The organism is Streptomyces kronopolitis (genome assembly GCF_050953795.1).
GTDB lineage: Bacteria > Actinomycetota > Actinomycetes > Streptomycetales > Streptomycetaceae > Streptomyces > Streptomyces kronopolitis_A.
The window spans coordinates 1-22,344 of record NZ_CP191855.1; the positions used below are offsets into that span (position 1 = coordinate 1).

24 protein-coding genes are annotated in these 22,344 nt (G+C 71.5%); 17 read left to right on the top strand and 7 right to left on the bottom strand.

The window, feature by feature from the left end; all coding sequences use genetic code 11:
• The first annotated feature begins 1,140 nt into the window (after nucleotides 1–1,140).
• On the top strand, nucleotides 1,141–1,878 hold the full coding sequence (locus tag ACQP17_RS35000) for a hypothetical protein (RefSeq protein WP_433860271.1): 738 nt from the start codon (nucleotides 1,141–1,143) through the stop codon (nucleotides 1,876–1,878).
• Nucleotides 1,871–2,800 carry a recombinase family protein gene (locus ACQP17_RS35005; RefSeq protein ID WP_433860272.1) on the top strand — a complete coding sequence of 310 codons (930 nt, stop codon included), beginning with the start codon at nucleotides 1,871–1,873 and terminating at the stop codon, nucleotides 2,798–2,800. The genes ACQP17_RS35000 and ACQP17_RS35005 overlap by 8 nt, the downstream gene beginning before the upstream one ends.
• A gap of 104 nt (nucleotides 2,801–2,904) precedes the next feature.
• Here ACQP17_RS35005 and ACQP17_RS35010 read toward each other — a convergent pair whose 3' ends face one another.
• From ACQP17_RS35010 to ACQP17_RS35030, 5 genes are all read right to left on the bottom strand, one after another.
• The gene (locus ACQP17_RS35010) at nucleotides 2,905–3,177 is read right to left on the bottom strand and encodes a hypothetical protein (protein ID WP_433860273.1); all 273 of its coding nucleotides are present in this window, start codon (nucleotides 3,175–3,177) and stop codon (nucleotides 2,905–2,907) included.
• Nucleotides 3,177–3,977, bottom strand: coding sequence for a ParA family protein (locus ACQP17_RS35015; protein WP_351283480.1), 801 nt, complete (start codon nucleotides 3,975–3,977; stop codon nucleotides 3,177–3,179). Before ACQP17_RS35015 ends, ACQP17_RS35010 begins: the two co-directional genes overlap by 1 nt.
• A 617-nt stretch (nucleotides 3,978–4,594) precedes the next feature.
• Nucleotides 4,595–6,157, bottom strand: coding sequence for a hypothetical protein (locus ACQP17_RS35020; protein ID WP_433860274.1), 1,563 nt, complete (start codon nucleotides 6,155–6,157; stop codon nucleotides 4,595–4,597).
• A 210-nt stretch (nucleotides 6,158–6,367) separates the two neighbouring features.
• Nucleotides 6,368–7,243: a bifunctional DNA primase/polymerase gene (locus ACQP17_RS35025; protein WP_433860275.1), complete on the bottom strand. Its 876-nt coding sequence runs from the start codon at nucleotides 7,241–7,243 to the stop codon at nucleotides 6,368–6,370.
• Complete coding sequence (locus ACQP17_RS35030) at nucleotides 7,236–7,976, bottom strand: GntR family transcriptional regulator (RefSeq protein ID WP_402697672.1); 741 nt, start codon at nucleotides 7,974–7,976, stop codon at nucleotides 7,236–7,238. Before ACQP17_RS35030 ends, ACQP17_RS35025 begins: the two co-directional genes overlap by 8 nt.
• A 460-nt stretch (nucleotides 7,977–8,436) precedes the next feature.
• Between ACQP17_RS35030 and ACQP17_RS35035 the strand changes: the two genes are divergently transcribed.
• From ACQP17_RS35035 to ACQP17_RS35105, 15 genes are all read left to right on the top strand, one after another.
• On the top strand, nucleotides 8,437–8,772 hold the full coding sequence (locus ACQP17_RS35035) for an RNA polymerase sigma factor (protein WP_433860276.1): 336 nt from the start codon (nucleotides 8,437–8,439) through the stop codon (nucleotides 8,770–8,772).
• On the top strand, nucleotides 8,769–8,891 hold the full coding sequence (locus tag ACQP17_RS35040; protein ID WP_433860277.1) for a hypothetical protein: 123 nt from the start codon (nucleotides 8,769–8,771) through the stop codon (nucleotides 8,889–8,891). The genes ACQP17_RS35035 and ACQP17_RS35040 overlap by 4 nt, the downstream gene beginning before the upstream one ends.
• 102 nt (nucleotides 8,892–8,993) lie before the next feature.
• Nucleotides 8,994–10,574: a DUF2637 domain-containing protein gene (locus ACQP17_RS35045; RefSeq protein ID WP_433860278.1), complete on the top strand. Its 1,581-nt coding sequence runs from the start codon at nucleotides 8,994–8,996 to the stop codon at nucleotides 10,572–10,574.
• A gap of 142 nt (nucleotides 10,575–10,716) precedes the next feature.
• Complete coding sequence (locus tag ACQP17_RS35050; RefSeq protein ID WP_433860279.1) at nucleotides 10,717–11,196, top strand: hypothetical protein; 480 nt, start codon at nucleotides 10,717–10,719, stop codon at nucleotides 11,194–11,196.
• Nucleotides 11,193–11,456 carry a hypothetical protein gene (locus ACQP17_RS35055; RefSeq protein WP_433860258.1) on the top strand — a complete coding sequence of 88 codons (264 nt, stop codon included), beginning with the start codon at nucleotides 11,193–11,195 and terminating at the stop codon, nucleotides 11,454–11,456. Before ACQP17_RS35050 ends, ACQP17_RS35055 begins: the two co-directional genes overlap by 4 nt.
• 127 nt (nucleotides 11,457–11,583) lie before the next feature.
• Nucleotides 11,584–13,644 (top strand): hypothetical protein, encoded by a 2,061-nt coding sequence (locus ACQP17_RS35060; protein ID WP_433860259.1) that lies wholly within the window; start codon nucleotides 11,584–11,586, stop codon nucleotides 13,642–13,644.
• A gap of 9 nt (nucleotides 13,645–13,653) precedes the next feature.
• Nucleotides 13,654–14,079 carry a hypothetical protein gene (locus ACQP17_RS35065; RefSeq protein ID WP_433860260.1) on the top strand — a complete coding sequence of 142 codons (426 nt, stop codon included), beginning with the start codon at nucleotides 13,654–13,656 and terminating at the stop codon, nucleotides 14,077–14,079.
• 148 nt (nucleotides 14,080–14,227) lie between these two features.
• Nucleotides 14,228–15,142 (top strand): hypothetical protein, encoded by a 915-nt coding sequence (locus ACQP17_RS35070; protein WP_433860261.1) that lies wholly within the window; start codon nucleotides 14,228–14,230, stop codon nucleotides 15,140–15,142.
• Complete coding sequence (locus ACQP17_RS35075) at nucleotides 15,139–16,587, top strand: DNA/RNA helicase domain-containing protein (RefSeq protein WP_433860262.1); 1,449 nt, start codon at nucleotides 15,139–15,141, stop codon at nucleotides 16,585–16,587. The genes ACQP17_RS35070 and ACQP17_RS35075 overlap by 4 nt, the downstream gene beginning before the upstream one ends.
• Nucleotides 16,588–16,672: 85 nt before the next feature.
• The gene (locus ACQP17_RS35080) at nucleotides 16,673–17,152 is read left to right on the top strand and encodes a hypothetical protein (RefSeq protein WP_433860263.1); all 480 of its coding nucleotides are present in this window, start codon (nucleotides 16,673–16,675) and stop codon (nucleotides 17,150–17,152) included.
• 16 nt (nucleotides 17,153–17,168) lie between these two features.
• Complete coding sequence (locus ACQP17_RS35085; protein ID WP_433860264.1) at nucleotides 17,169–17,627, top strand: Pycsar system effector family protein; 459 nt, start codon at nucleotides 17,169–17,171, stop codon at nucleotides 17,625–17,627.
• Between the two features lie 26 nt (nucleotides 17,628–17,653).
• The gene (locus ACQP17_RS35090; RefSeq protein WP_433860265.1) at nucleotides 17,654–17,881 is read left to right on the top strand and encodes a hypothetical protein; all 228 of its coding nucleotides are present in this window, start codon (nucleotides 17,654–17,656) and stop codon (nucleotides 17,879–17,881) included.
• A 53-nt stretch (nucleotides 17,882–17,934) separates the two neighbouring features.
• Nucleotides 17,935–18,132: a hypothetical protein gene (locus tag ACQP17_RS35095; protein ID WP_433860266.1), complete on the top strand. Its 198-nt coding sequence runs from the start codon at nucleotides 17,935–17,937 to the stop codon at nucleotides 18,130–18,132.
• 379 nt (nucleotides 18,133–18,511) lie between these two features.
• Nucleotides 18,512–18,751, top strand: coding sequence for a plasmid mobilization relaxosome protein MobC (mobC, locus tag ACQP17_RS35100; RefSeq protein ID WP_433860267.1), 240 nt, complete (start codon nucleotides 18,512–18,514; stop codon nucleotides 18,749–18,751).
• Nucleotides 18,752–19,719: 968 nt separating this feature from the next.
• On the top strand, nucleotides 19,720–19,953 hold the full coding sequence (locus ACQP17_RS35105) for a hypothetical protein (RefSeq protein WP_433860268.1): 234 nt from the start codon (nucleotides 19,720–19,722) through the stop codon (nucleotides 19,951–19,953).
• A gap of 73 nt (nucleotides 19,954–20,026) precedes the next feature.
• On the opposite strand, the gene ACQP17_RS35110 is transcribed toward ACQP17_RS35105, so the two are convergent.
• Both ACQP17_RS35110 and ACQP17_RS35115 read right to left on the bottom strand, forming a co-directional pair.
• On the bottom strand, nucleotides 20,027–20,773 hold the full coding sequence (locus ACQP17_RS35110) for a hypothetical protein (protein ID WP_433860269.1): 747 nt from the start codon (nucleotides 20,771–20,773) through the stop codon (nucleotides 20,027–20,029).
• 615 nt (nucleotides 20,774–21,388) lie between these two features.
• A complete protein-coding gene (locus tag ACQP17_RS35115) occupies nucleotides 21,389–22,063 on the bottom strand; it encodes a hypothetical protein (RefSeq protein WP_433860270.1) in 675 nt (224 codons plus the stop codon).
• Between the last annotated feature and the right edge of the window lie 281 nt (nucleotides 22,064–22,344).

A 22,344-nucleotide genomic window follows, 5' to 3' on the forward strand; every position in this document is an offset into this window, starting at 1 on the left:
ATGCGCATCGCGCGCGTGCGGGAAGTAGAGGTGCAGGGAGATGTCGAGCCGTGGGCGTCCTTCGGCGGGGGTGGAGGTCACCGCCGGCCCCCGCCGTCTCCCTGGGAGACGCCTGTTGCCGACGCCGATACTGCAGGAGGAGTCTGGAGGGGTGGCCAAGAGGAACACCCGGCGGTGCAGCCAGTGTGCGAGCCCGCTGCCCGAGGGCAGCAGGAAGTCCCGCCGGTACTGCGACTCAGCCTGTCGTACGAGAGCCTGGCGGACGATGCGAGCCCGCTACGCAGCGATCGACGCGGGCGGCGAGGCGATCCGAGCCCTGATGGAAGGCCGCCCTCACCCGTGGCCCCGGTTCAAGTGCCCGGAGTGCGGCTCGACGTGGTTCGCCAGCGACACCCCGTTCGCCACCCGGAAGCGCTCCGACAGCAAATGGTGCTCGCCGAGGTGTCGCACGAGAGCCTGGCGGAAGCGTTCGCGTTCAGGAGCCGTCACCGTGTGACGCCTTCCGGTGACGCTACTGAGCCCACCCCGGGCGCACACTCAGCGCCGCCCCCCGGCAGGGCCGCACGGCGCGTGCCGGGCGGAACTGACGAACCCGGCGCCCGATCCCCTGGCTCGGCGCCCGGTCCGCCACCGCCCCAACCTCTCCCTTCCTTCCTGGTTCGGGCGGTCGGGTGTCGTAGAGGGGATGTCAGAGCAAATGGAACCCCCCGACCACAGGGCCTGACCTGCGGCAATGCGAAGCCGCGGAATCAGGTTCGCGCAAGAGATGGTGCAAGAGATCTTGCAGGAGTTGATGCAAGGGAACGCGGCGCCCCGACCATGAGTCAGCCCCGCACGGGCAGCGCCGTGGTCGGGATCGTGGTCGGGGTTGCGCTGGATGTTGCGTCGTACAGGTCGTCATCCAGCTCATCGGTCTGACTCCAGCGCGCGATCCAATCCGACCGGGGGGCGGAATCGGTCGTTTTAGCCCCCGCTAGCCGATCCGATCCCACCAATCACCCAGAAGGGTGAAAATCGGACCTAGAACCGGCAGCGATCCATTGGAATCCATTCCGTACTTGCGCCCCCCCTTTTCGCCTCCCTAGAGTGGTGAACGGACGCCGACGCCACCGTGGCCCGGCCGACCTTCGAGGGGGAACCATGTCCTTCCCGCGCTTCACGCTCGTCCCCGGCCCGATCGACGTCGACGTGCCCGGCTGGGAACTGACCGGCGACCGCACCAGCGGCGAGCACGTGATCGAGTGCCACGGGATGTTCCACCCGCACGACGAGAACGCCGACATCGAGGCCGCCCTCACGTGGGCGGACGGCATCATCGGCACCAGGCAGGTCTGGACCCACGTCCGTGAGCGCGGGTTCGACCGGTGGGAGGCCGGCGCCGAGGAGGAACTGCCCTCCGGCAAGACGCCCGAGTACGAGCGGTGGACGTCCCTGACGATCCGGCGCCCCGACGACGTCCCCGCGGCCACCCCGCTCGCCTGGCACGTCGAGAAGCTCACCGAGCACAACGACCGGCTGATGAACAACGCGCTCCCCGCCGACTTCAAGTACGACGTGCAGCGCGGCGACGCCGGGGACGCCCTGGCCGCCATCGCCCTGCGCGAGTCCATGCACCGCCAGGTCGAGCAGCAGCGCGGCAGCCGGGTGCGGGAGGCGATCGACCTCGGGGCCACCTGGAGCGAGGTGGCCGCCGCCCTGGACGTCACCCCGGACGACGCCCGGACCCTGCTGCGCGAGTGGGCCAACGGGCAGCACCACCTCTACCGGGGCGACCTGGAGCGCGCGATGGACAACCCCCTCGGACTCAGCCCCGAGCGGCACGCCGCCGTCCTCGCCCTCACCGAGCTGGGCGACGACGAGGGCGGGCGCCGTGGCTGACCGCCTGTACCTGCGGCACTCCACGGACAAGCAGACCGACGCCCGGCAGCGGCACGCCCTGGCGGCGCTGCTCGCCGCCGGCGCCCCGGCCTACGAGGACCCGGCGACCTCCAGCCGCGTCCTGTCGCTGCACCGGGCGGGGTTCAAGCAGCTGCTCGACGAGGCGGCCGTCGGCGACACGATCCGCATCGCGGACGCGGCCCGGCTGTTCCGGTCGGTGGCGGACATCATCGCGCTGCGGCCGGTGCTGATCCGGCGCGGGCTGCACCTGCGGGTGGAGTCGGGGCTGCTGTCCGGGATCGACCTCGCCTCGGACGACCCGGGCACCAAGATGATGGTGAGCGTCCTCGCGGCGGTGCTGGAGTTCCAGCGCGACATGATCTCGGAGAACACCCGCGAGGGCGTCGCCGCGGCCGAGGCCTCCGGGAAGACGCTCGGGCGTCCGGCCGCGCTCGACGAGGGCGAGGTGGTCGAGCTGGTGGAGGCGTACCGCGAGGGCGCGGCCGTGAAGGCGCTCGCCCGGCAGTACGACATCGCCCCGAAGACCGTGCGCCGGGTCCTCGATGCCGCCGGGGCCCGCGACGTGCCCGACGACCTGTCGGAGCTGCTCGACGGCGACGGCCAGGACGACGTCGGCGGCGACGTCCAGGCGGTGGCCGCCGACCCGGTCGCGGTGGTCGACGTGCCCGGCCTGGTCGCCGAGAACCTGGCCGACGTCGCCGACGACGCGGTCCGCCAGGCGCTCGCCGCCGGGCAGACCATCCGGCGCGGGCAGGGCTACTCGGTGCGGGTGACCGCCCCGGCCAGCGTGCACGCGGCGATGATCGAGCACTCCGCGACCGCGCTCATGCAGTCGCCCGCCGGCCGCAAGGCCCACCGCATCCACTCCGACCGCGTGACGTCCGCCCGGATCACCCCCTGAGCAGCCGTACGCGAGAGCCCGCACCGGACAGGTGCGGGGCTCTTGTGCTGCTCAGAGCTGTATGCCTGCGTGCTGACGTGCCAGCATGCCAGCCCGCCAGCGTGTCAGCCGGCGGGCTTGCCCGCCTGCCGGGCCGCCAGCCAGGCCCGCACGGCTTCGTCCAGGCCCTGGCGGACCTCGATCCCGGCCAGCATGCACTCCGACCGGAACACCCGCTGGACGTCCTCGGGGAGGTAGCTGGAGAAGGACTTCCAGTCGGTGGCCGTCGCCGCCTTCCGCCGGCGGGCCAGGTCCTCGCCGACCTTGACGCCTCCGGTGTTCGGCGTGAGCGGCGGCTCGGTGACGTTGTCGGGGGTCTCGAAGTTGTGGCGGGCCATCAGGCGGCAGTCCTCTTCTCGTACGTGTCGGCGAGCAGCTCGAACCCGGCGACCGCCTGCTGAAGCTGCGAGCCCTTCGCGTGCTCCAGGGGGACGTGGTCGTTCGAGGCGTTCGCCATGATCTCCCGGCGGCCGATGATCGGGTCCCACACGAGGTCACCGAAGATCCGCCGGATGCTTTCGAGCTGCTGGCGCTGCCGCGGCTTGCCCTGCTCGTAGTCGTTGACGATGACGCCGTCGATCGTCAGGTCGTCGGCGTGCAGGGCCGCCTTCTTGTCCGCGATGAACTCACGCACCCGGCGAGCACCGAGGATCGCGTCGATCTCCGCGCGGGTCACCAGGAGGACCCCGTCCCCGGCCGAGAACGCCATCTGGGTCAGGTGGAACAGGCTCGGGGGGCAGTCGATGAGGACGTGGTCCAGGTCGTCGTCGGCACCCTGGAGCGCCTTCGCCAGCCGCTGATGTGCGCCGGCGACCCCGGCTTCGGCGTACCGGTTCTCCAGCTCCAGCCAGGCGGGGGCCAGCCGCATCCGGTCGGCGTACTCGATGTCCCAGTTCACCGACGTCCACACCTGGCGCATCGTGCCGACGCGGTCGGCCTGGACCGCCTCGCTCACGGTCACCTGCGGCTGAGCCTCGTTGTAGGTCCAGCCCGCCCGGCGCGAGAGGTTGCCCTGCGGGTCGAAGTCGAGCAGGCCTACCCGCCGGCCCCGCTTCGCCAGCGCCGCCCCGAGTCGGAGCGTGACATCGCTCTTGCCGACCCCGCCCCGGTTGTTGATCACGACCGTGCGCCTGGCCATCGCCTCGCCCCTGCCCGTACCTCGTTGAACCCGTCAGCACGCCAGCTTGCCAGCGCGGCGGGCGTGCTCGCGAGCAGACCCGCCAACACGCCCATCAGCCAGCCCGCCAGCGTGCAGGCGAGCCAGCATGCCAGCACACCGGCAGCTCAGGCTGTCGTGCCCAGCAAGGTCTGTTCGTGGATGAAGAAGCCACCGCCCCCGCGGGCGCCGTGCTACGCGGGCAGTGCACTACCCGCGCGCGGTGGCTTCTTCACCACCGGGACCGGGACTGTTCTCTAATAACAGAAGCAACAGAGTTAAAAGAACTACCCGCACTACCCGTACTACCCGCATACTCCCTGGTCAGAGAGTTACGGGTAGTGATTCAGAGCCAAGATCGCACTACCCGCAACTACCCGCACTACCCAGGTCGCGGGGAGTGCGGATAGTGCGGGCGGTGACTACCCGGCGGGAACGAGGCGCCTGCCACTACCCGCAGGGCCTTGACCTGCACCTTTGCGGGTAGTGCGGGTAGTGCGGGCAGTGCGGGGTGAAGTTGCGGCGACCCGTAGCCGCTGAGGGCATAAGGAAGGCCCGCACGGATGCCGTGCGGGCCTTCGGTCGAGGTGGAGGAGCGCCTACTGCTTCTTCGGGCCCTCAACCCTCCAATAGTTGATCTTCTGCCTTGCGTCGCGGCGCGAGATGATCCGGTAGCCGCTGAAGAACCGTCCCTGCCGGGCCCGCAGCCACTTCCCGAGCATCTTCGAGTTCGGGATCTTGTCGCCGTTGGTCGGCATCACTCGGCTGAGGTTCGAGGCTGCGCGCATGCCGGTAGCGGCGGCGAAGGCGAAGTCGACGAGGCTCTGGGAGGTGTACTCCTCGGTGCCCAGCTCGTCGTGCCAGGCCGAGAGGAAGGCCGCCCACTCCATCGCGTCCTCGTCGGCGTCCTCCATCATCTCCTCGCGATCCTCCAGCCAGCCGGGGAGGCACATCCAGTTCAGGATGCCGCCGAGGGTGCGGGGCCAGGCACCGAAGGAAGCCATGTGGTGGTTGGTCTTCGGCATCCCGGCAGCGACCCATCCGCACAGCAGGGTGAGCAGGGCATGGAGGACTTCGGCGCGGTGGAGCTGCAACCACTCGTTGAGGTCGCCGGCCGCGAACTGCGAAGGGTCGCGGGTGTCGGGCCGGACGTCAGGGTCCAGTCGGCACCAGATGGTCCGGCGGCCCAGGTCGTCGCCGACCGTCAGGTTGTTCCCGTTCACGACCCAGAGCAGGTTGTTCGGGAGAGCGACGATCTCCGACCGACCCAGGATGCGGTCGCTCCAGGTCGAGGAGGTCAGCAGCTCCGACATCACGGGGAAGCGGATGGTGTGCCCACTCGGCAGGTTGTCGAAGACAGCCACGGGAGCGCCTGTCTCCAGCATCACGGACGTGATGATCTTGCGCTGCTCACCGTTGTCGGTGCCCCAGGTGGCGCCCTTGATCCCGAACAGGTCCTCCAAGATGCGGGAGAGCAGCGACTTGCCGGAGCCGGGGTTCGTCGCGGTGATGGCCCACAGCGGGGTCGGGTCGGGGATCATCGACCGCAGCAGCGGGATGAAGAGTGCGCCGACGAACTGGGCGAGGTCGCTGGCCTTCATCCACGGGAAGTCACCGAGCATCTTCCCCACGACCAGCTCCTGCGCCTCCGCGATCTCTGCTGCGGTGGGGTTCTCCGGAACGTCTTTGATCCGGATGCGGGGGGAGTAGAACCAGCCTGTCGCCGGGTTGTATCCCTCGCGAAGGTGCAGTCGGCCGTCAGGGCTGAGGAGGGGGACGGAGGTGATCCCCTTGAGCGCGGGCAGCTTCCAGTTGTTGCGGGCCAAGACCACGGCCGCGACTCGGGTGGGCAGAAGTACGGGGGCGGGACCGGTCTTCCGCATCTTGAAGACTTCGGCGTGCTCGTGCAGGGCGAGGGTCAGGCCGTCCTTCGAGATCTCCTCAATGAAGGGGCCGTCGTTCCCCTCGCCGATCCACACGGGCCGCCGGCCCCGCAAGTAGACGTCGGCAATCGCGCCCGACTGGAGCGCCCGGGTCACCTCGGTGACTCCAGTCGGCTCGTCGGTGACGTCGATGACGACGCGCTCGCGTACCTCAGCCCGCGGCTGGGGTACGGCGGTGACGGTGTCGGTCGGGTGACCGTCGTCGGACGGGTGGCTCACGTGTGCTCCGTTCTCGGGAGCTGAGCCGGTTCCATCTCCTCTGCCTGGTCACCGTGTCGTACAGTGGTGACTAGCTAGGAAGGCGGGAGGAGACCGGAAACGGCTCAGCTCGAAAGCTTCCAGAGTCGGCCCGGTTCAGGTGGTTGCACACCTGCCGGGCCACTCGCTTTTCTGATGTGGGTTGACCCTAGCTGAGCGTGTTTATGCAGCTCAGGCCATTTGCGTCGAGGGCACCGGGATGCCCGCCTCTGTGAAGCCCCGGTCGACGGCACGGACCGCGTACGACTCGGGTACGCCAACGCTGACGGCCGCCGCTACGATCTCTCCGCCCAACGTCTCCAGGCCGCACGGCCCCGGGCACTCCTGGTGGAGCGAGCCGAGGAACCGAGCGACGCCGAACGCCTGGCTCGCCGCCCCCTGCTCGCGATGGCCGGTGACCATGGCGACGCCCTTGTCGAGGCCGGTCCGGACGTACCGCTCCGTGTGACGGCACCCGCTACCGACCGCCCGCGTCCAGGCGGCGCGGGGCATCGGTGAGGTCGCCACCGCGCCCGCCGGCACCACGTACCGGGGGAGGGCGGTTACCGTCTTGGGCAGCCGGATCATCTGGCCCTCGCCGGGCCCGAGCCAGCGGGCGTACGCCATCAGCGACTTGATGTCGACGCCGGGGCGGACGCCGTTCGAGGACTGCATCGTGCCCAGGTAGATCCAGTGCTGGCCCCGAGTCGTGGCCACGGTCCGGGTGGCAGGCAGGGTCTCCCGAGCCCAGGCCACCGCGTCGTCGTCGTCGAGGTCGAGCACGGTCACCCCAGCACCGCCCGGGTGGTAGCCGACGACGCCCGCACGTTGCCAGGCCGCCGCCCAGGCCGCCGACGTCACGACGTCGGCGGAGGTCGAGGCGGCGGCCCATCCGTGGCACGGCCGGGGGCACGCGCAGACGCCGGCGGACTTCATGTTGGGCCTGCCGCCGCACGCGTTCTTGGCGCACGCGGCGCAGTTCCCGAACGGTCCCTTGCCCTCGCGGAGCGGCAGCACGGGCACGCCGCGTGCCGCCAGCTCAAGCGCCTGGCGCAGGTGGTCATTCATCGTTGGCCTGACGACGCAGCGAACTCCGCCACCGCAGGATCGTCTGGCCGCCGGTGACCTTCACGGCGACCTCCACGATGCGGCCGTCCTCCAGGATCACGGTCCGTACGACCTGCGTGACGACGACGTCCTTGCCGGTGAGGCCGAGTGCCGCAGCCTCCTCGGTGTTGGCCTTGCGGGAGGTGACCTCCTCCAAGACCTCGTCTTGCTCGACACCCAAGCGCTGAGCCGCGAGTTCTCGCGACCCGCCGGTGGAGACCGGCTCCGTCAGCTCAGGCGTCACCGCGATCACGTACGCCGGGTAGTAGCTACTGCTGATGTGCACCGGTACACCACCCCGGCTCACGAGCCGTCGCCGCACCTGGACCGGAGTGCCGGGCGCGACGTCGAGCCGCGGGGCGACCAGTTCGTCAGCGCCTACGGTGCCGATCTCCAGAATCTGGGACGTCTCGCCGCCGCCCAGCGCCTTACCGGTGCTGGCGTGCAGGGCGACACGGGAAGCGATGTTGTTGCTGATGGGGCCCGCAACAACGGTGCCAACGCCCGACTTCGCGAGCGTCAGACCCTCCATCTTGAGTGCCCGGTACGCACGGTTTGCGGTCGTCTGGGCCACGCCGAAGCGTTCGCAGACCTGTCGAAGCGACGGCATGGTGTCGCCGGGCCTGAGCGTCCCGTCCTGGATCTGCTGGCGGTAGTGCGCAGCAATCTCCGCGTATCCGGTGTTCTCGGGCATATCCCGGCCTCCCTTCCTTTGATCGGCGCTACACGTCGATGTGCAGCGGTGCACCTGCAAGGGTAGTTCACGTAGACCGCTAGCGCTACCAGTAGCGCTCAGGGCCGCTAGTGGTCTACCTTGGTCGTGCGCCGATCGCAAGGGGGACACCCCGGGGGGTTGGCGTGCTGCGTCCTGGCCTCGTGTCGGGGCGAAGGGTCCCGGGACAGAGCGGGGCGAGGGGTCCGGGCACCGTGGCACGCCTGGGAGGTAGAGCACCTACCTACGCCCATCGGCGATCCGGTGGAAAAGGTGCTGGCGCCCTGTTTGGAAGCAGTTGACCGGTTCGAGTCCGGTCCGGGGCACTGCGGCATCACGCCGCTTCTTCGGCCGCCGGTGGCTTCTTCATCTTTGGCCGGCCCCGCGTTGGAGCGCGGGACCGGCCGGGCCTGGCGGCCCAGATCGCATGGAGGTGCGACCCGTGAAGAACGGTACCCACGACCAGGCCCTGGCCGCTGACCTCGCTGAGATCTACGCGAACCAGCACGTCAGGGTGCTCAACATCGTCGCCCGCACGCTGCGCCTGGAGGACCGGGCCGCGTACGCCGAGGACCTCGCCCAGGACGTGTGGTTGATGGTCTGGCAGTACCTGCTGCGCGGCAACGAGATCCGCAACGCCTCGGGGCTGCTGTCGGTGTTCGCCCGGCGCCGGGTGTACGCGCACTACCGCTCCGCGCGGGTCCGCCGGGAGATGGCGATGGACCCGCAGGACGGGCCGCTGGACCGGCTGTGCGCCGAACTGGTGGCCGTCGCATGAGCGCCGAGGCGCAGGCGCTCGAAGAGGCCCGCCGCCAGGCCGCTGAGCATCTTCGCCAGTCTCAGGAGGCCGCGGCCCGCCTTGCGGAGCTGACCCGGCAGAACCAGCCCCGGCAGTAATTCCGGCGGCCTGTCCGAGCTGCACCTGATCATTGGCCACCCGGGTCCGGAGCGCTTCGGCTGCTCCGGACCCGCCCCCCGCACCGCTTCGGATGGAGAGAGATGACGACCACGATCGAGCCGCCCGCCAAGGTGCCGGCGCCCTACGAGCCCGACCCGGTCCCCGCCTACCGCGAGGCCGCTTCGGGCACTCGCCCGATCCCTTCGGGTACTTCGCCCGAGGCTTCGGGCACTCCGGTGGAGGACGAGCCGACCGGCACGCCGGAGGTCAGCCGCAAGGTGAAGGTCGCCCTCGGCATCGCCGCCGTCGTCGGCGGCTGCGTCATGGGAGCGATCGGCTTCTACCTCTCCTTCGGGAACCTCAGCAAGGCCGGGCACACGGTCTTCGGGTTCTCGGTGGACGACGGGAAGTTCTTCGCGATCGGCGTGGACGTCGCGATCGTCACCTGCCTGCTGCTGGACCTGTTCATGGCGACGATCCGCACGTCGTGGCCCCTGCTGCGGTTCCTCGCCCACGTCATGACCGTGGCCAGCGTGTACTTCAACGCCGCCGCGTTCGGCTCGATCAAGGACCACCCCGACAAGGCCCTCTCCCACGGGCTGATGCCGGTCCTGTTCGTCATCGGCGTCGAGGCCGGGCGGCGCATCCTGGTCCACCAGGCCGCGCTCCCCGCCGACCACGACACCATCCCCGGCCACCGCTGGCTGCTGGCCGCCCGCCCCACCTGGCGCATCTTCAAGCAGATGAAGCTGTGGGACGAGGGCTACGCCGAGGCCATGGGGCGGCTGCGCGACCGGGCCATCTTCGACGCCTGGAACGAGTACAAGGCGGACCTGGCCAAGGCCGGGCTCGAGGAGGGCAGCGAGGCGGCCCTGGCGCGGCTGCCGAAGAAGCTGGAGCCCTTCGGCCTGACCGTGGACGAGGCGCTGGCCCTGCCCGACCGGATGGCGCGCGAGGAGCTGCGCCGCGAGCAGGAGGCCGAACGCCGGGCCCGTGACCTGGAGCTGGAGCGGGAGCGGGCTGAGCACCAGGCGGAGAAGGAGCGCCTGGCGCACCGCAAGGAGATGGCGAGCCTGACGGCGGACCTGAGCGCCACCGAGGGCGTCGCCGGGGCCCAGGCCCGCGGGGCGGTCGCGGAGGCGGAGGCGCGGGCCGACGCACAGGCTCGGGCGGCGAGCGCGCTGAGCGAGGCGGTCGAGTCCGAGGAAGCGGCCGAAGCGAAGAAGCGAGCAGCCGAAGCGAAGGCCCGAGCGGTCGAAGCCGAGGCGCGAGCGGCCGAAGCCAACGCGCAGAAGATGGCCGCGCTGGCGAAGACGGAGACGGACAAGGCGAAGGCGCTCGAAGGGATTCACCGAGCGGCCGAAGCCGAAGCCGGAGTTGCCGAAGCGGAGAAGCGAGCGGCCGAAGCCCGCGAGGCGGCGGCCCAGATTCTGCGCCGAGCGGTCGAAGCAGAGGACGCCGCGAACTTCACCCCGCGCCAGCGCCGGGTGCGGATCGTCGCCCGGATGATCCTGGCGAAGTCCCCGGAGGACGTCACGCTCGACGAGGTCGCCACGGCGATCGGCGTCACCTCCGGCAGCACCGCGTCGACCACCAAGGCTGACGCCGTCGCGCTGATCGAGGCCGGGTACGACCCGGCCCGCGGCTACGACCCGGAGGCCGCCTCGCGCACCGCAGCGTGAACAGCCCGCCGGCACCACCGATGAAGGCCAGCCCGAAGGAACCGGGCTGGCCTTCGTCGCGACTGCCGGAAGCAGTCACAACACGACCAGGACGAAGGAACCGCCCTGGTCACGACCACAACGGTAGAGGAGAGCCCATCCCATGAGCAGGACTTCGTCCGGACCGGAGTGGTCCGGGGACATGCTGAGCAAGCCCGAGATGGTGGAGGCGTTCGCCACCCAGCTCCGGGGCGTGCTCAAAGGCCAGGCCCAGTTCGTCGCCGACGTCCGCGAGGAGGCGGAGGCGATGTGGAAGGCCAACCGCCCCGAGGGCTACAGCAGCTTCGAGGCGTGGTGGCGCCACCGCTGGGTGGTCGGCCCGTTCCGGGAGATCCAGGAGCACCTGGAGCAGGCGTCGAAGCTGACGTTCGACCTGGAGGCCCGCTACCGCAAGGGCCGCCACGAGATCCCGGCCGCCCGCCAGTCGGCCGCCCTGGAGAAGAAGCAGGCCAAGCAGGCCGGGCAGGTCACCGCCGGGGCGCCGGGCGTGATCCCGCCCAAGCCGGTCGGCCCGCCGACCCCGTCGCCCGCCGGCGCGGCCGACGGCTTCCTCTCCCTGGTCTCGAAGGAGAGGTCGGCGTGACGACGACCGTAACCGGAATCAGCCCGGAGGCGGCCCGGCGGTTGCAGAACCTCGCGGAGTTCTGGCGGCCGAAGATGGCCGCCGCTGCGACGGACGCCGACCTCGTGAAGGTCGTGTTCGACCGGGCCAAGGCCGCCGCCAAGCGGGCCCAGCGCAACGGGGACGCGACCGCGATGCACGAGCTGGCCAAGGCGCTCGACGCGTGGGCCGCCGCGATGGAGGAGCGCGAGGCCCGCAGGCAGTCCCGTAACGCCGCGTGACGCGGAAGTTCATCATCACCGCCCGCCCCCCGGGTCTCCGGGGGGCCCAAGGCGCGGCGCGCGTACGCGCGGCGCGCGAGGGTCGCCCATCGGGTGACCCTCTGTCAACCCCCTGAAGGGAGTGCTCGTGACCACCGACGACGGCACCGGGACGCTGTATCCGTTCCCCCGCGTCACCCTCCCGCCGTCCCTCGACGCCGGGGGCGGTACCCCGCCGGAGAGCGCCGGCACCGGCGACGGCGGCGCCGGGGCCCTGGTCCCGGTCGGCTCCTGGCCGACGCTGCCGGACGTCTCCGACATGACCCCGCCCCTGCACATGACCCTGGCGGGCGTGCCGGATACGGAACCCGACGACGACGCCGACCCGGGCGCGTTCGTGCCCCCGGCCCCGGCCGACCCGTCCAACCCCGGCACCCGGGACATCGCGGTGATGGGCATGGCCGTCATCGCGGCCGTCGGCGTCTCGTGCGCCCAGGGCATGTGGCAGCTCGCCCAGGGCGCCCGCGCCAGGGCCGAGCACCGACGGGCCGTCGCCGACAAGGCCCGCACCGCCGCCGACACAGCCGCGGACAAGGCCGCCGTGCAGCGCAAGGTCCAGGCGTCCCCGGAGTTCGGCCGGGGCCAGAAGACCGGCGGCGGCGGCCGGAGCGGCGGCGGGTCCACCGGCGGTTCCGGCGGGGGCCGCTCCGGCGGCTCCGGCGGGGGCGGCTCGAAGGCCCCGGCCGCCCTGCGCTCGGGCAGCGGCAAGAAGGGCCCCGACAGCGCGTCTGGCAGCCGCTCGGGCGGAGTTGGCCCAAAGGGAGCGGGCAGCGGCTCCAAGGGCCCCAGCGGGGCGCACAAGACGCCGGGCAGCGGGTCGGGTGGCTCCGGGAGCTCCGGGGGCCGCAAGGGCGCGTCCGGGCACGACACCAAGGCCAAGGACGGCGGTTGGAAGCGCAGTCCGGACGGCCCGGTGGCCAAGGAGAACGCCAAGGCCCGCAACCAGCGCCGGGCCGCCCGGCAGAACGCCGGGCTGGCCGACCGGACCAAGGACCGCGACCAGGCGCGCGAGCAGCGCCGCCAGGCCGCCGCCGACACCCGCAAGGACGCCCGCCGGGCCGAGAAGGACAAGGCCAAGCGGGAGCGGGAGAAGGCGAAGGACACCGAGGCGGCGAAGGACAAGACCGCCAAGGACGGCAAGGCCGAGGCCACGCCGGACACCGACAAGAAGGTCGACCTCACCAAGAAGCCCAAGGAGGCCAAGCCGGAGGGCGAGAAGGTCGACCTCACGAAGAAGCCGAAGGAGAAGAAGCCCGAGGCCGAGAAGACCGAGCCGGTCAAGCCCAAGCCCCTGTTCGACCCGGACGCCCCGGTGGCCGCCACCCACAAGCCGGACGAGGCCAAGGGCGGCTGGAAGGACAAGGGCGGCACGGTCAACGCGCCGAAGGGCGAAGCGCCGAAGGGCGAAGAGGCCACGCCCGGCCCGGCCGGGAAGGACGACCCGGCGTCCTCCGCGCCGCCGGCGGGCGAGACCAACCCGCCCGGCTGGGACAGCGCACCGCCGCCGCCCCCGCCGTTCGGGATGCCGGGCATGGACGGGATGCGCCCGCCGCCCGCGTACGCCGACCCGGAGTTCAAGGTCGACCTGGAGGTTCTGCGCCCGCCGAAGGAGCCGCCCCGCACGCCGGTCGCGGCCCTGCCCGCAGCGGGCCAGGAGGCGGCACCGGCCGCCAGCACCACCGAGCCGGAGCCGCCCGCCGCGGCTGCGGTCGTCCCCCCGCAGAGAGGAGCCCGGTTCATGAGCGCACCGGTGAAGAGGGCCAGCACCCAGTACGCCGACGCGGAGCTGACGGTCTACGACGTCATCGACGCCGACGCCGACATGGCCCAGGAGATCACCGCCGGAGTCGACGAAGCGCTCGCCGCCGCCGACGGCTGCGAGCGCCTGGTCACCAAGCTCGAAGCCCTGCACGCCAAGGTCGTCGAGCTGAAGGTGCCCGGCGTCCTGGAGGGCATGGTCATCCGCCTGATCGAGAAGACCGGCGAGGTCAAGGCCCGCGCCGACGCCATCGCCGCCGCCCTGCCCCGCGCGTCGGAGGCCATCTCCACGGCGGGCAGCAACACCGAGGCCATCCACCGCAACCCGGCCGACGTCACCCGCGACCAGGGCCACACCCGGCCCGCCGAGCGCGAATACAACATGGAGTAGGAGGCCCTGATGGGCGCACTGGAGAAGGTCGGCTCCGCCGCCATCGTCGCGGGCGAGGTCATCGCCGAGGGCGTGCGGTACAGCATCGTCCTGGCCCAGCTCACGATCGCCGGGGCCCGGCTCCGCGGCCTGAGCGAGCAGGTCCGCTCGACGTACCGCTACGTCGAGGGCTGCTCGAAGTCGGTCGACCGCCTGGCCGACCAGATGGCCGGCCTCAAGGTCGACCGGGGCAGCGTCGCCGAGCACCACGAGGCGGCGAACGTCATGCGCGGCGTCCTCGAGGAGGCGGAGGCGATGGCGGCGGCCACCGAGGACCTGTCGGCCCTGTTCGACCAGACCGCCGCCGACCACGCCGCCGACTACGGCCCGGTCGCCGAGGCGTTCCACGCCATGCCGGTCGACCCGGCGGAGAGCGAGTTCTACAGCAACCGCTGACCCCCGGAGCCTGCCAGCACGCCAGCACGCCAACGTGCGGGCGGGCTGGCACGCCAGCACACCACCCACCCCCTGTACGAGGCGGCGGCCCGCTGTGGCCGCCGCCTCGTCGTTCCCCCGGGCCAGGCCGGGAGAAGGAGACGCCCCGATGCTTTCCCCCGACCACATCGCCCGGGTCCGCGCCCACATCGACACCGCCCGCCGGCGCATGGACACCGTCCGCTCGCGCACCGGCCGCGTGGCCACGGCCGCCGGAGTGGCGGGCGCGACCGCTGGCCTCTTCACCCCCGAGTACACCGGCTACTCGCTGCTCGCCACCGTCGTCGCCACCGGGGCCGGGCTCGTGCTGCTGCCCACCCGTCGGGCCAAGACGAAGAAGTTCGAGATCGCCGTGGACGACGCGGGCGAGGTCCAGGCCACCACCCACTGGAGGCCCAGCCACCAGGTCACCACGGCGAAGGTGCTCTACGTGGCGCCGGGCGTCTCGCTGGTGGGCGTCCTGGTCGCCGAGCAGATCGTGCCGGGCACCCACTGGGGCGAGGCCCTGGCCGTCGCCTTGTGGTCGGCCGGGACCCTCTACCTGCGCCCGGCGCGGGCGGCCCGCCACATGCTCGTGCCGCCGCTCCCGCCCGTCGAGAAGACGGCCGACCTCGTCGTCCAGGAGCAGCCGGAGCACGAGAGCCCGGCGGCTCAGTGGTGGGCGGAGCGCGTGGCCGTCGAGGGCGGCGCCGCCCCGGACACCGTCCTTCAGGACGTCGAGCGGACCGGCGAGAACTCCATGCGGGCCGTCATCCGCTCCGCGGTTCCCGGCATGCCCGTGCCGGACATCGCGGTGCGCCGCCTGTCCGCCCTGATGGACGTCCCCGAGGACCTCATCACCATCGGGCCCGTGCCCGGTCGGGGCGCGTCGGTGCGGCTGCTGACCGTCGGCCAGGCCGACCACGCCCAGGACGCCCGCACCTTCTGGGCCAACCGCATCGCGCCGCTGGCCATGCCCGGCGCGGTCATCACCGAAATCAACTTCGGCTCCATGAACACCACGACCACGGAGGTTGACGCATGAACACCGCCCTCACCGTCCCCGGCATCCCCGACGGCCAGATCGTCGAGCTGAAGGTCCAGGTGCCGCCGGGCCAGGTCGTCCGGTACGACCTGGCCGCCCTCGCGAGCGCCTTCGAGATCACCGACCCGGGCCGCCTGGCCGTCGAGACCGACGGCTCGCGGACCGCGCTGGTCACGATCTACCCGACCAACCCGCTGATGGTGATGCCCGCGCCCTCGCCCGAGGACATGGTCATGGACGAGTACGGGCGCATCATCAACGGCCGGTACCACAACGGCCGCCCCTCGCGGCGCCGCCTGTTCGACCCGATCAGCGGCTCCGCACAGCGCGCGATGGTCTTCGGCACGACCGGCGCGGGCAAGAGCCGCGTGGTCCAGTACACGCTGGCCTGCGAGAAGCGCAACGGGATCTGCACCTGGCACGGCGACCTCAAGGGCGGCCAGTCCGCCCCCGAGGCCGAGGGCCAGGTCGACTGGTTCGCCACCTCGCAGGAGGAGGTCATCCTCATGCTGCGCGCGGCCGTCGCGGTCGCCCAGGTCCGCCAGCGCCGCTACCGGGCGCTGGGCCGCAACGCCTTCCTCATCAACGACCCGGACCCGCTGATCAGCGTCCGGATCGACGAGGCCAACCGCCTCCTGGAGAAGGGCGCCCCCTACCGTGACGAGGGCACCTACCTGGTCAAGGAACTGGGGCGCACCGGCCGGTCGGTGGGCATCGGCATCGAGCTGGACGCGCAGGCCAGCCACCTGGAGGAGCTGGGCGGCTCGGACACCCTCAGGGCGATGCTCAAGGAGGGCGACATCACGCTGCTGCGCTGGAGCAGCTCGATGATGCGCCAGCTGGTGACGGACGGGCTGCTGCCCGCCGGCGAACAGCTCGCCCCGATCCCCAAGACGCTGCGCCCCAAGGTGCTGCGCTCGCAGTTCGCGACCGGCCCGGCCCCGGCCGACGTCGACCTGTGCGACACCCAGGGCATGGCGTACATGCTCTCCGGGCCGTCGCCGACGTCGCTGATGCGGCACTTCCGCATCGGCTCCATCCGCCCGATGCCGGGCCTGGACCCGGAGATCCTCGCCCTGTACGGGCCGGGTGACCCCCGGCGCCTGGAGGACGGCTCGCTGGAGGCCGCCGCCGAGGCGTACGAGGCGCGGGGCACCGCCGCGATGGACGCGCTGTGCGAGGCCGTCCAGGAGGACCAGAAGAAGCAGGCTGCCAAGGCGCAGGCCACCAAGGGCGGGCGCGGCGCCGCGCTCTTGGCCGACCGCATCCGCACCGCGCTCGCCGAGAGCGACGACCCGATGACCCCCGACGAGGTCCTGGTGCTCGTCAACGCCGACGGCGGCCCCGAGGCCAAGCTCGGCTCCGTACGCAACGCGCTCGGTGTCCTCGTCGACCAGGGCGACGTCGTCCGCGTCGGCCGCGGCCTGTACGAGATCGCCCGCTGACCCACCCCAGCACCGCACCGGGGCCCTGGAGATTCCGCCTCCGGGCCCCGGCCCCTTCCCCATCGCGACGAAGAAGGAGCCCCCAGTGGAGCACAACACCGACCGCCCGCTCACCGAGTCCGAGGTCGAGGCGCGCGCCCGCCAGCTCATCGACGCGGCGTACCGGCCGACGCCAACCTCGTACCGCGACGACAGCCCGGTCCCCGCGTACGGGCCGACGCCGCCGGTCGTGCAGGACGGCCGCCCGCCGATGTCGCAGAAGGCAACGGACGCCAGCGCGCTGATGCTCACCGGCAGCGTGGCCGTGCTCTCCGTCGGCGGCGCGACCTCGCTCGTGCTCTACACGCTCGGGCACGTCGACCCCACCCAGCTCGCCATCGGCGCGGGCGGCCCCGTCGCCCTGGTCCTCGCCGTCGGCTCGCTGATCCGCTCCGTCGGCCGCGCCAAGAAGGACGCGCACACCGAGCACCACCACCACTACACCGGCACGGTCCACCAGGAGAGCACCACGGTCTCCAGCACGACGAAGGGCCTGTTCGCCAAGAACCGCAACGACGTCCGCTGACCGGAAGGACACGCTCGTGCCCAACGCAGTCGACATCGACGCCCGCCTGGACGCCGCCGGCGCCTCGGTGCTCGCCGAGATCAGCCGGACCGACGCCAAGTCCGGCGTGCTGCTCACCGCGTTCTCGTTGCCACTGGCCGCGCTGGTAACCGCCGTGCCCGGCAAGCCCCTGCCGGGCCTGTCCGCCGTCCTCGTCGGCGTCGGCACCGTCGGCCTGGTCGCCGCGATGCTCGTCGTCCTCCTGGTCGTGCGGCCACGCCTCGCAGGCCACCCCCGCGGCAGCTGGCTCTACTGGTCGCTGTGCACCGCCGACGAGCTGGTGGCCGATCTGCAGGCGCCCGCCGACCGCGCGGCCCACGTCGTCCAGCTCTCGCAGATCGCGCGCCGCAAGTACAAGGGCCTGCGCCTGGCGGGCGACATCACCGCCGCCGCGCTCGTCGCCCTGGCCGCCGCGCTCCTCACCGCCCTGATCTGAACCTCCCGCCGACCACGGAGACCGAGATGCCGTTACCGACCGGGCCCACCCACTGGACCGTGACCCTCACGCCCGCCGCACCGGCCCAGGCCGGGCCGACGCTGCGGGCACGGGCTCGCCGCTGGGGGCTCACCGCGCTCGCCCTGCTCGCCGCGTACTGGATCGGCACCGCCCAAGCCGACGGCACCGCCACCCGGCCGCCGGCACCCGCGTACACGATCCCCGCGACCGTCACCGTCCAGCCCGGACGGTGACCCGCCCCCGTCCGGCACGGCACACTGGACGGACCACAGAAACGAGAGGCGCCATGCCAGAAGATCCGATCGGCCAGGAGATGGCCCGCATCCTCAACGAGAAGCTCCAGCGGGTCATCGACAAGCAGTCGGAGCACACCATCGCGCTGGCCAACCACACCGCGTCCCTGGACCGGCTGGAGAAGGGCCAAGAGGAGCTGAAGGAGATGCTGCGCCAGCTCCTGAGCCGCGACACGAGCAGCGGCGGCTGACCGCCCGGCACCACGAACTCAAGGCCCCCGGCCTGCCTCCACGCGAGGCGGACCGGGGGCCTTTCGCGTTTCCGGGGGAGAAGCAATGACGAGGGCTACGCCCATGCCTGTTACGGGCCTTCGGCCCGGCGTCGCCCACGGCCCGGAGGACGCACCCATACATCGGCGGCAGACCGGCACCAGGCGGGAGCAAGATATTCGATCAGGCGGCCTGATCTTCGCCCACCAGGCGGGAGCAAGATATTCGATCCGCCCGGCTGATCTCCGTCCGGCCGCCACCGGTCGCTCCGCTGGGGGCCGCCCAGGGGCACGGTCGGGGGGACGCAGCCTCTGCCGTAGGACGGCAGTAACGGGAGGCAGCGCCGTCGTCGCGGTCGCGATGGGCACTCTGACGCCGATCCCGACGACGACCCGCGACGAGCTGCGGGAGCTGCTGGAGGCGCGGACCGTGCTGACCCGGATCGGCAACAACCTCAACCAGCTCGCTCGCGCCCGGAACTCCGGCGGCGACGTCACCGACGAGCAGCTGCACGCCGTGCTCGAACGCGTCGAGGCGGCGGTCCGGCGGATGGACGAGGCGACCATCGTGAACATGCGGCGGCGCCGTCGCCGCGACTGACCCCCGGTGGCCACTGGTGGCCTTCGCCGGCCCCCAGACCCCCGCTCCGGTCGGTGCCGCCCGACGCGGTCCGGTCTCGTCGTGGCGGACCACCGTCCGCGCCGGACGACACCGCCCCTCGAATCCGTCGGCTGAGCCCGGCCGCGGTCGACCGGTACGTGTTCCACGACGCCCGTACGTCATCCCGGTGACGTACTCGACGGCCGCCAGGAGCACGACGGTGTCGAACCCGCCGCGCCACAAGACGTGCCGCATCCGCCGACACCGACGATGAGCCCGCAGCATTTGCACGGCCGCACGGACCGAAATCATGGGGCCTCGAATCGACGTGTCCGACGTGTCAGCGCACGTCGTGATCTGACGCCGACCTGTCCGAGCCCGGCAGGCCGACACGTCACCGCCGCGTCGTACGACAGGACCGCCGCATCCCGGGGCACGTCACGGCAGGACGCCGACAGGTCACCGCCACCATCCCGCACACCTATGCATCACGACGGCGATGGTCCGCCCAACGCGTGCACACGTGCCCGTGCACACCCGTGCACGCGCGTACGGCTGACTCACCGCCGCGCTCGGAGAGCACGACCGTGGACAGCCGCCGAGCTTCGCTCGTGACCGCCAAGTCGGTCACACCTCAGGCATTACGAACTGACCCAGGCGACAGGCCGGAACGGTCACACCTCTTGCATTTCCTTCGGCCCGGTCCGCCAGAGGGCTCCCCAGGGAAGTAGTCGGCGTGCCAGCACATTCCAGCGTGCCCCTTGTCTCGCAGCTCAGACGGCATGGCGACGGTCGCCAGGGGTGAACGCCGGTGCGACCAGAGGCGGGACCAGGACGGCGACCCGAGGCGCGACCAGAGACGCGACGTGAGACGCGACCAGAGGCGCGATCCTCCGATACCAGGGGCACCGAGATGCCACCCGCGACCGGTCGCGGCAGGCCCCACGCACGCGTGGGAAGCTCCGGTCATGAGCACCACGCGCCGCCCGTTGGGCACCGGCCCGAGCACCGCCAGGAGCACACCCGAGACGACGGCCGCGCCACGGCTGCTGCCCGTCGAACGCCTCGAAGCGACGCGGCTCCTGGCGAATCCGGAGCACGGTGACGTCGCCGAGCGACGAGGACGACGGACCCTCGGGGCGGGCATCGAGCGGACACCGGACGATCCCGGTGGGAGCAAGGTGGAGGTTCGGAGTGTCTGATGCCAGACCGAGGGTGGCCTGACATCTCTTGCAACTGCGTTCTGTCCGGACGAAACTCACCCGATCGCTCCGGTCAGCCGCGCTGTTTGCGGGCCTCGCGTTCGCGCCGGCGTCGCTCTGCGCGGCCGATGCCGGGCTGCTGTTCGGGTACCGGCACGACCCCGGCCGGGCCCGCCCGGAGGTGTTCGGCGGCGATGGTGAAGACGTTCGCCAGCGCCTCGCGTTGTTGCGCGTCGTAGGTCCCAGAGCGCGCGGCAGCGAGCAGGGCACGCAGGTGTGCGTACCAGCCGTCGACCGACCGGGGCGGGGCCGACTCCACAGTGCCGGGGAAGTCGTCGGTGACCAGCTCGCGCAGCATCGCCCGTAGTTCTTTCTCTCGGGGGTGTCCGCGGAACTTGGAGGCGTCGACCTGGAGCAGGGCGAGCGTCGTGTGCCAGTCCTCGAACGTCTCTGGGGAACGCAGGTTCTGCTGTCCCGGTTCGGGCCGGACGGGGACCGGCTGGAGCACTGTGGGGCCTTTTCGGACGACCGTGCGGACCCTCGTCTCGGTGCGCTCGATGACTTCACGGACCGGCTCGGGTGTGGTGGTGTCGAGGCCGAGCGCCTTCTTCGCGTTCTCCCGTTCGTGCCAGCGCTTGCGGTGGTCGTCGCAGCAGAACTTGGGCGGTCGGCCGACGCCGCCGTACCGCAGGACGACGCTGCACCACCCGCAGGTGCGCTGCACGAGGCGGTCACGGACGCGCACCGTCTCGTACTGCGCGATGGGTTCGCCGTACTCCTGGTCGTCGTCGGCCGGTCCTGGCGTCGTGCTGATGGTCATCCCGGAACCCTACGGGGCTTCTCAGTGCGGCCCAGCGTTCCGTCCGTACGAAACTCGCGGGGCCAAAAGTGCCAGAGGTGCGCGGCTGCGGCCGAGTTCGCCCCAGGGTGTAAAGCCACCTGTAAACCAGCGTGTGACTGGGGTGGCTCCGGACCCCCGTCCCGACCTGCACGGTCGCTCCTCCAGCTCCGAGACCACCCCCTCGCGTCGTCCCTAGGAGGGGGTGGTCTCGGAGTTTCCGGAGGTACAGGTCGGGACGGGGGTCCGGAGCTAAATGGAGTTCGAGGAGGAATGGTGCAGGGAGAGGCGGGGGAGTTCGAGCGGGGGTGCGTGCGGAGTTTCAACAGGTGTCAGGCGGGGGTTCGAACTGGGAGGACTGAGGGGGAGGTCTGGCGGCCGGGCCGGTAATGCAAGAGCTGTGACCGGGTTGATCTTGAAACGGAGTGGGGCGGGGTGAGCACGAGGTGTGCGGCTTGCCTCTGGCTTGCCCTACAACTTGCTTCCGGGCTTGCCCTACAAGTTGCTTCCGGGGTTGCTCTACAACTTGCCTCCAGGTTCCGGCTTGCCCCTGCTTCACCTGCGGTGTCGAGGGGGTGCAGCGCGCCGACTACTTCTCTACCAGGGGGTCTCACCGAAGTCGGACCCGTTGCCGTCGTCCGCTGCGGCCGTGGCTCCGTCCTCCTCCTCGTACTGCGCCAGCGTCCGCTTCAGCCGCTCCGCGAGTTCCTGGAGGTGCGGCGTGAGGGCTCGCTCCATCGGCGTCTCCTCACGGGCGCGCTGCCGGGCGTCCTCCTCGTCCAGCAGTTCGTCGAGCGACATCGGGTTCGGGTCGAGTCTGTCGAGGAACCAGGCCGACGCGCGCCAGTCGCCCGGCCGCCGGCGGATGCGCCGTTCGCTGCGGTGCTCGCCTGTGACCGGGTCCGTCCACGTCCTGTACGTCTCCGAGACGACGGCCCCGCGGGCTGCCTCCTCGATGTGGCCGGTGGCGCGGACGGCCGCCGCCGCGCGGGCACGGGTGACCCGGGCGTACAGCGCGGCGTACGGGTCGGTGGAGTTCACGTCGAGGTGCCCGTGCTGCTTCTCCTCAACGGCGTCCTCGCCCCGGCTCATCCAGCGCAGGAAGGTGGAGCGGCCCACTCCGGCCGCGTCGGCGGCCTGCGTCACCGGCAGGCCCACGGCACTCGCCCGGATGAGCAGATCCATCACCGTCGGCGTCAGGAGCGTGGGTCGGCCCTGGCGGCGCGGCTTGCGGCGTGCGGGGGCGTTCGTGGAGTCGTTCGTGTTCTTCATGAGCGCGGACCGTAGAGACCCCTGCGGCTACCGTCGCGCGCTTCACGGGACTTCTGGGACCGGCCCATCACGCGCGAGATACCAGGCTCACCCGCTTGCGTCTCGGGCTCGCCCCCGTCGTGGAAGGAAGAAGCCACCCCGCGCCGGGCACCACTGGTCATGACGGTCGCCCGGCGTCCGACAGGTCATGACGCTCCCGCACGCGGACCACCGCCAGGCGGTGGAGGAGACCCGGCGGCGCGTGGCCTCTTCCTCCAGGCCGGGCTGGGGACCGGTCCACC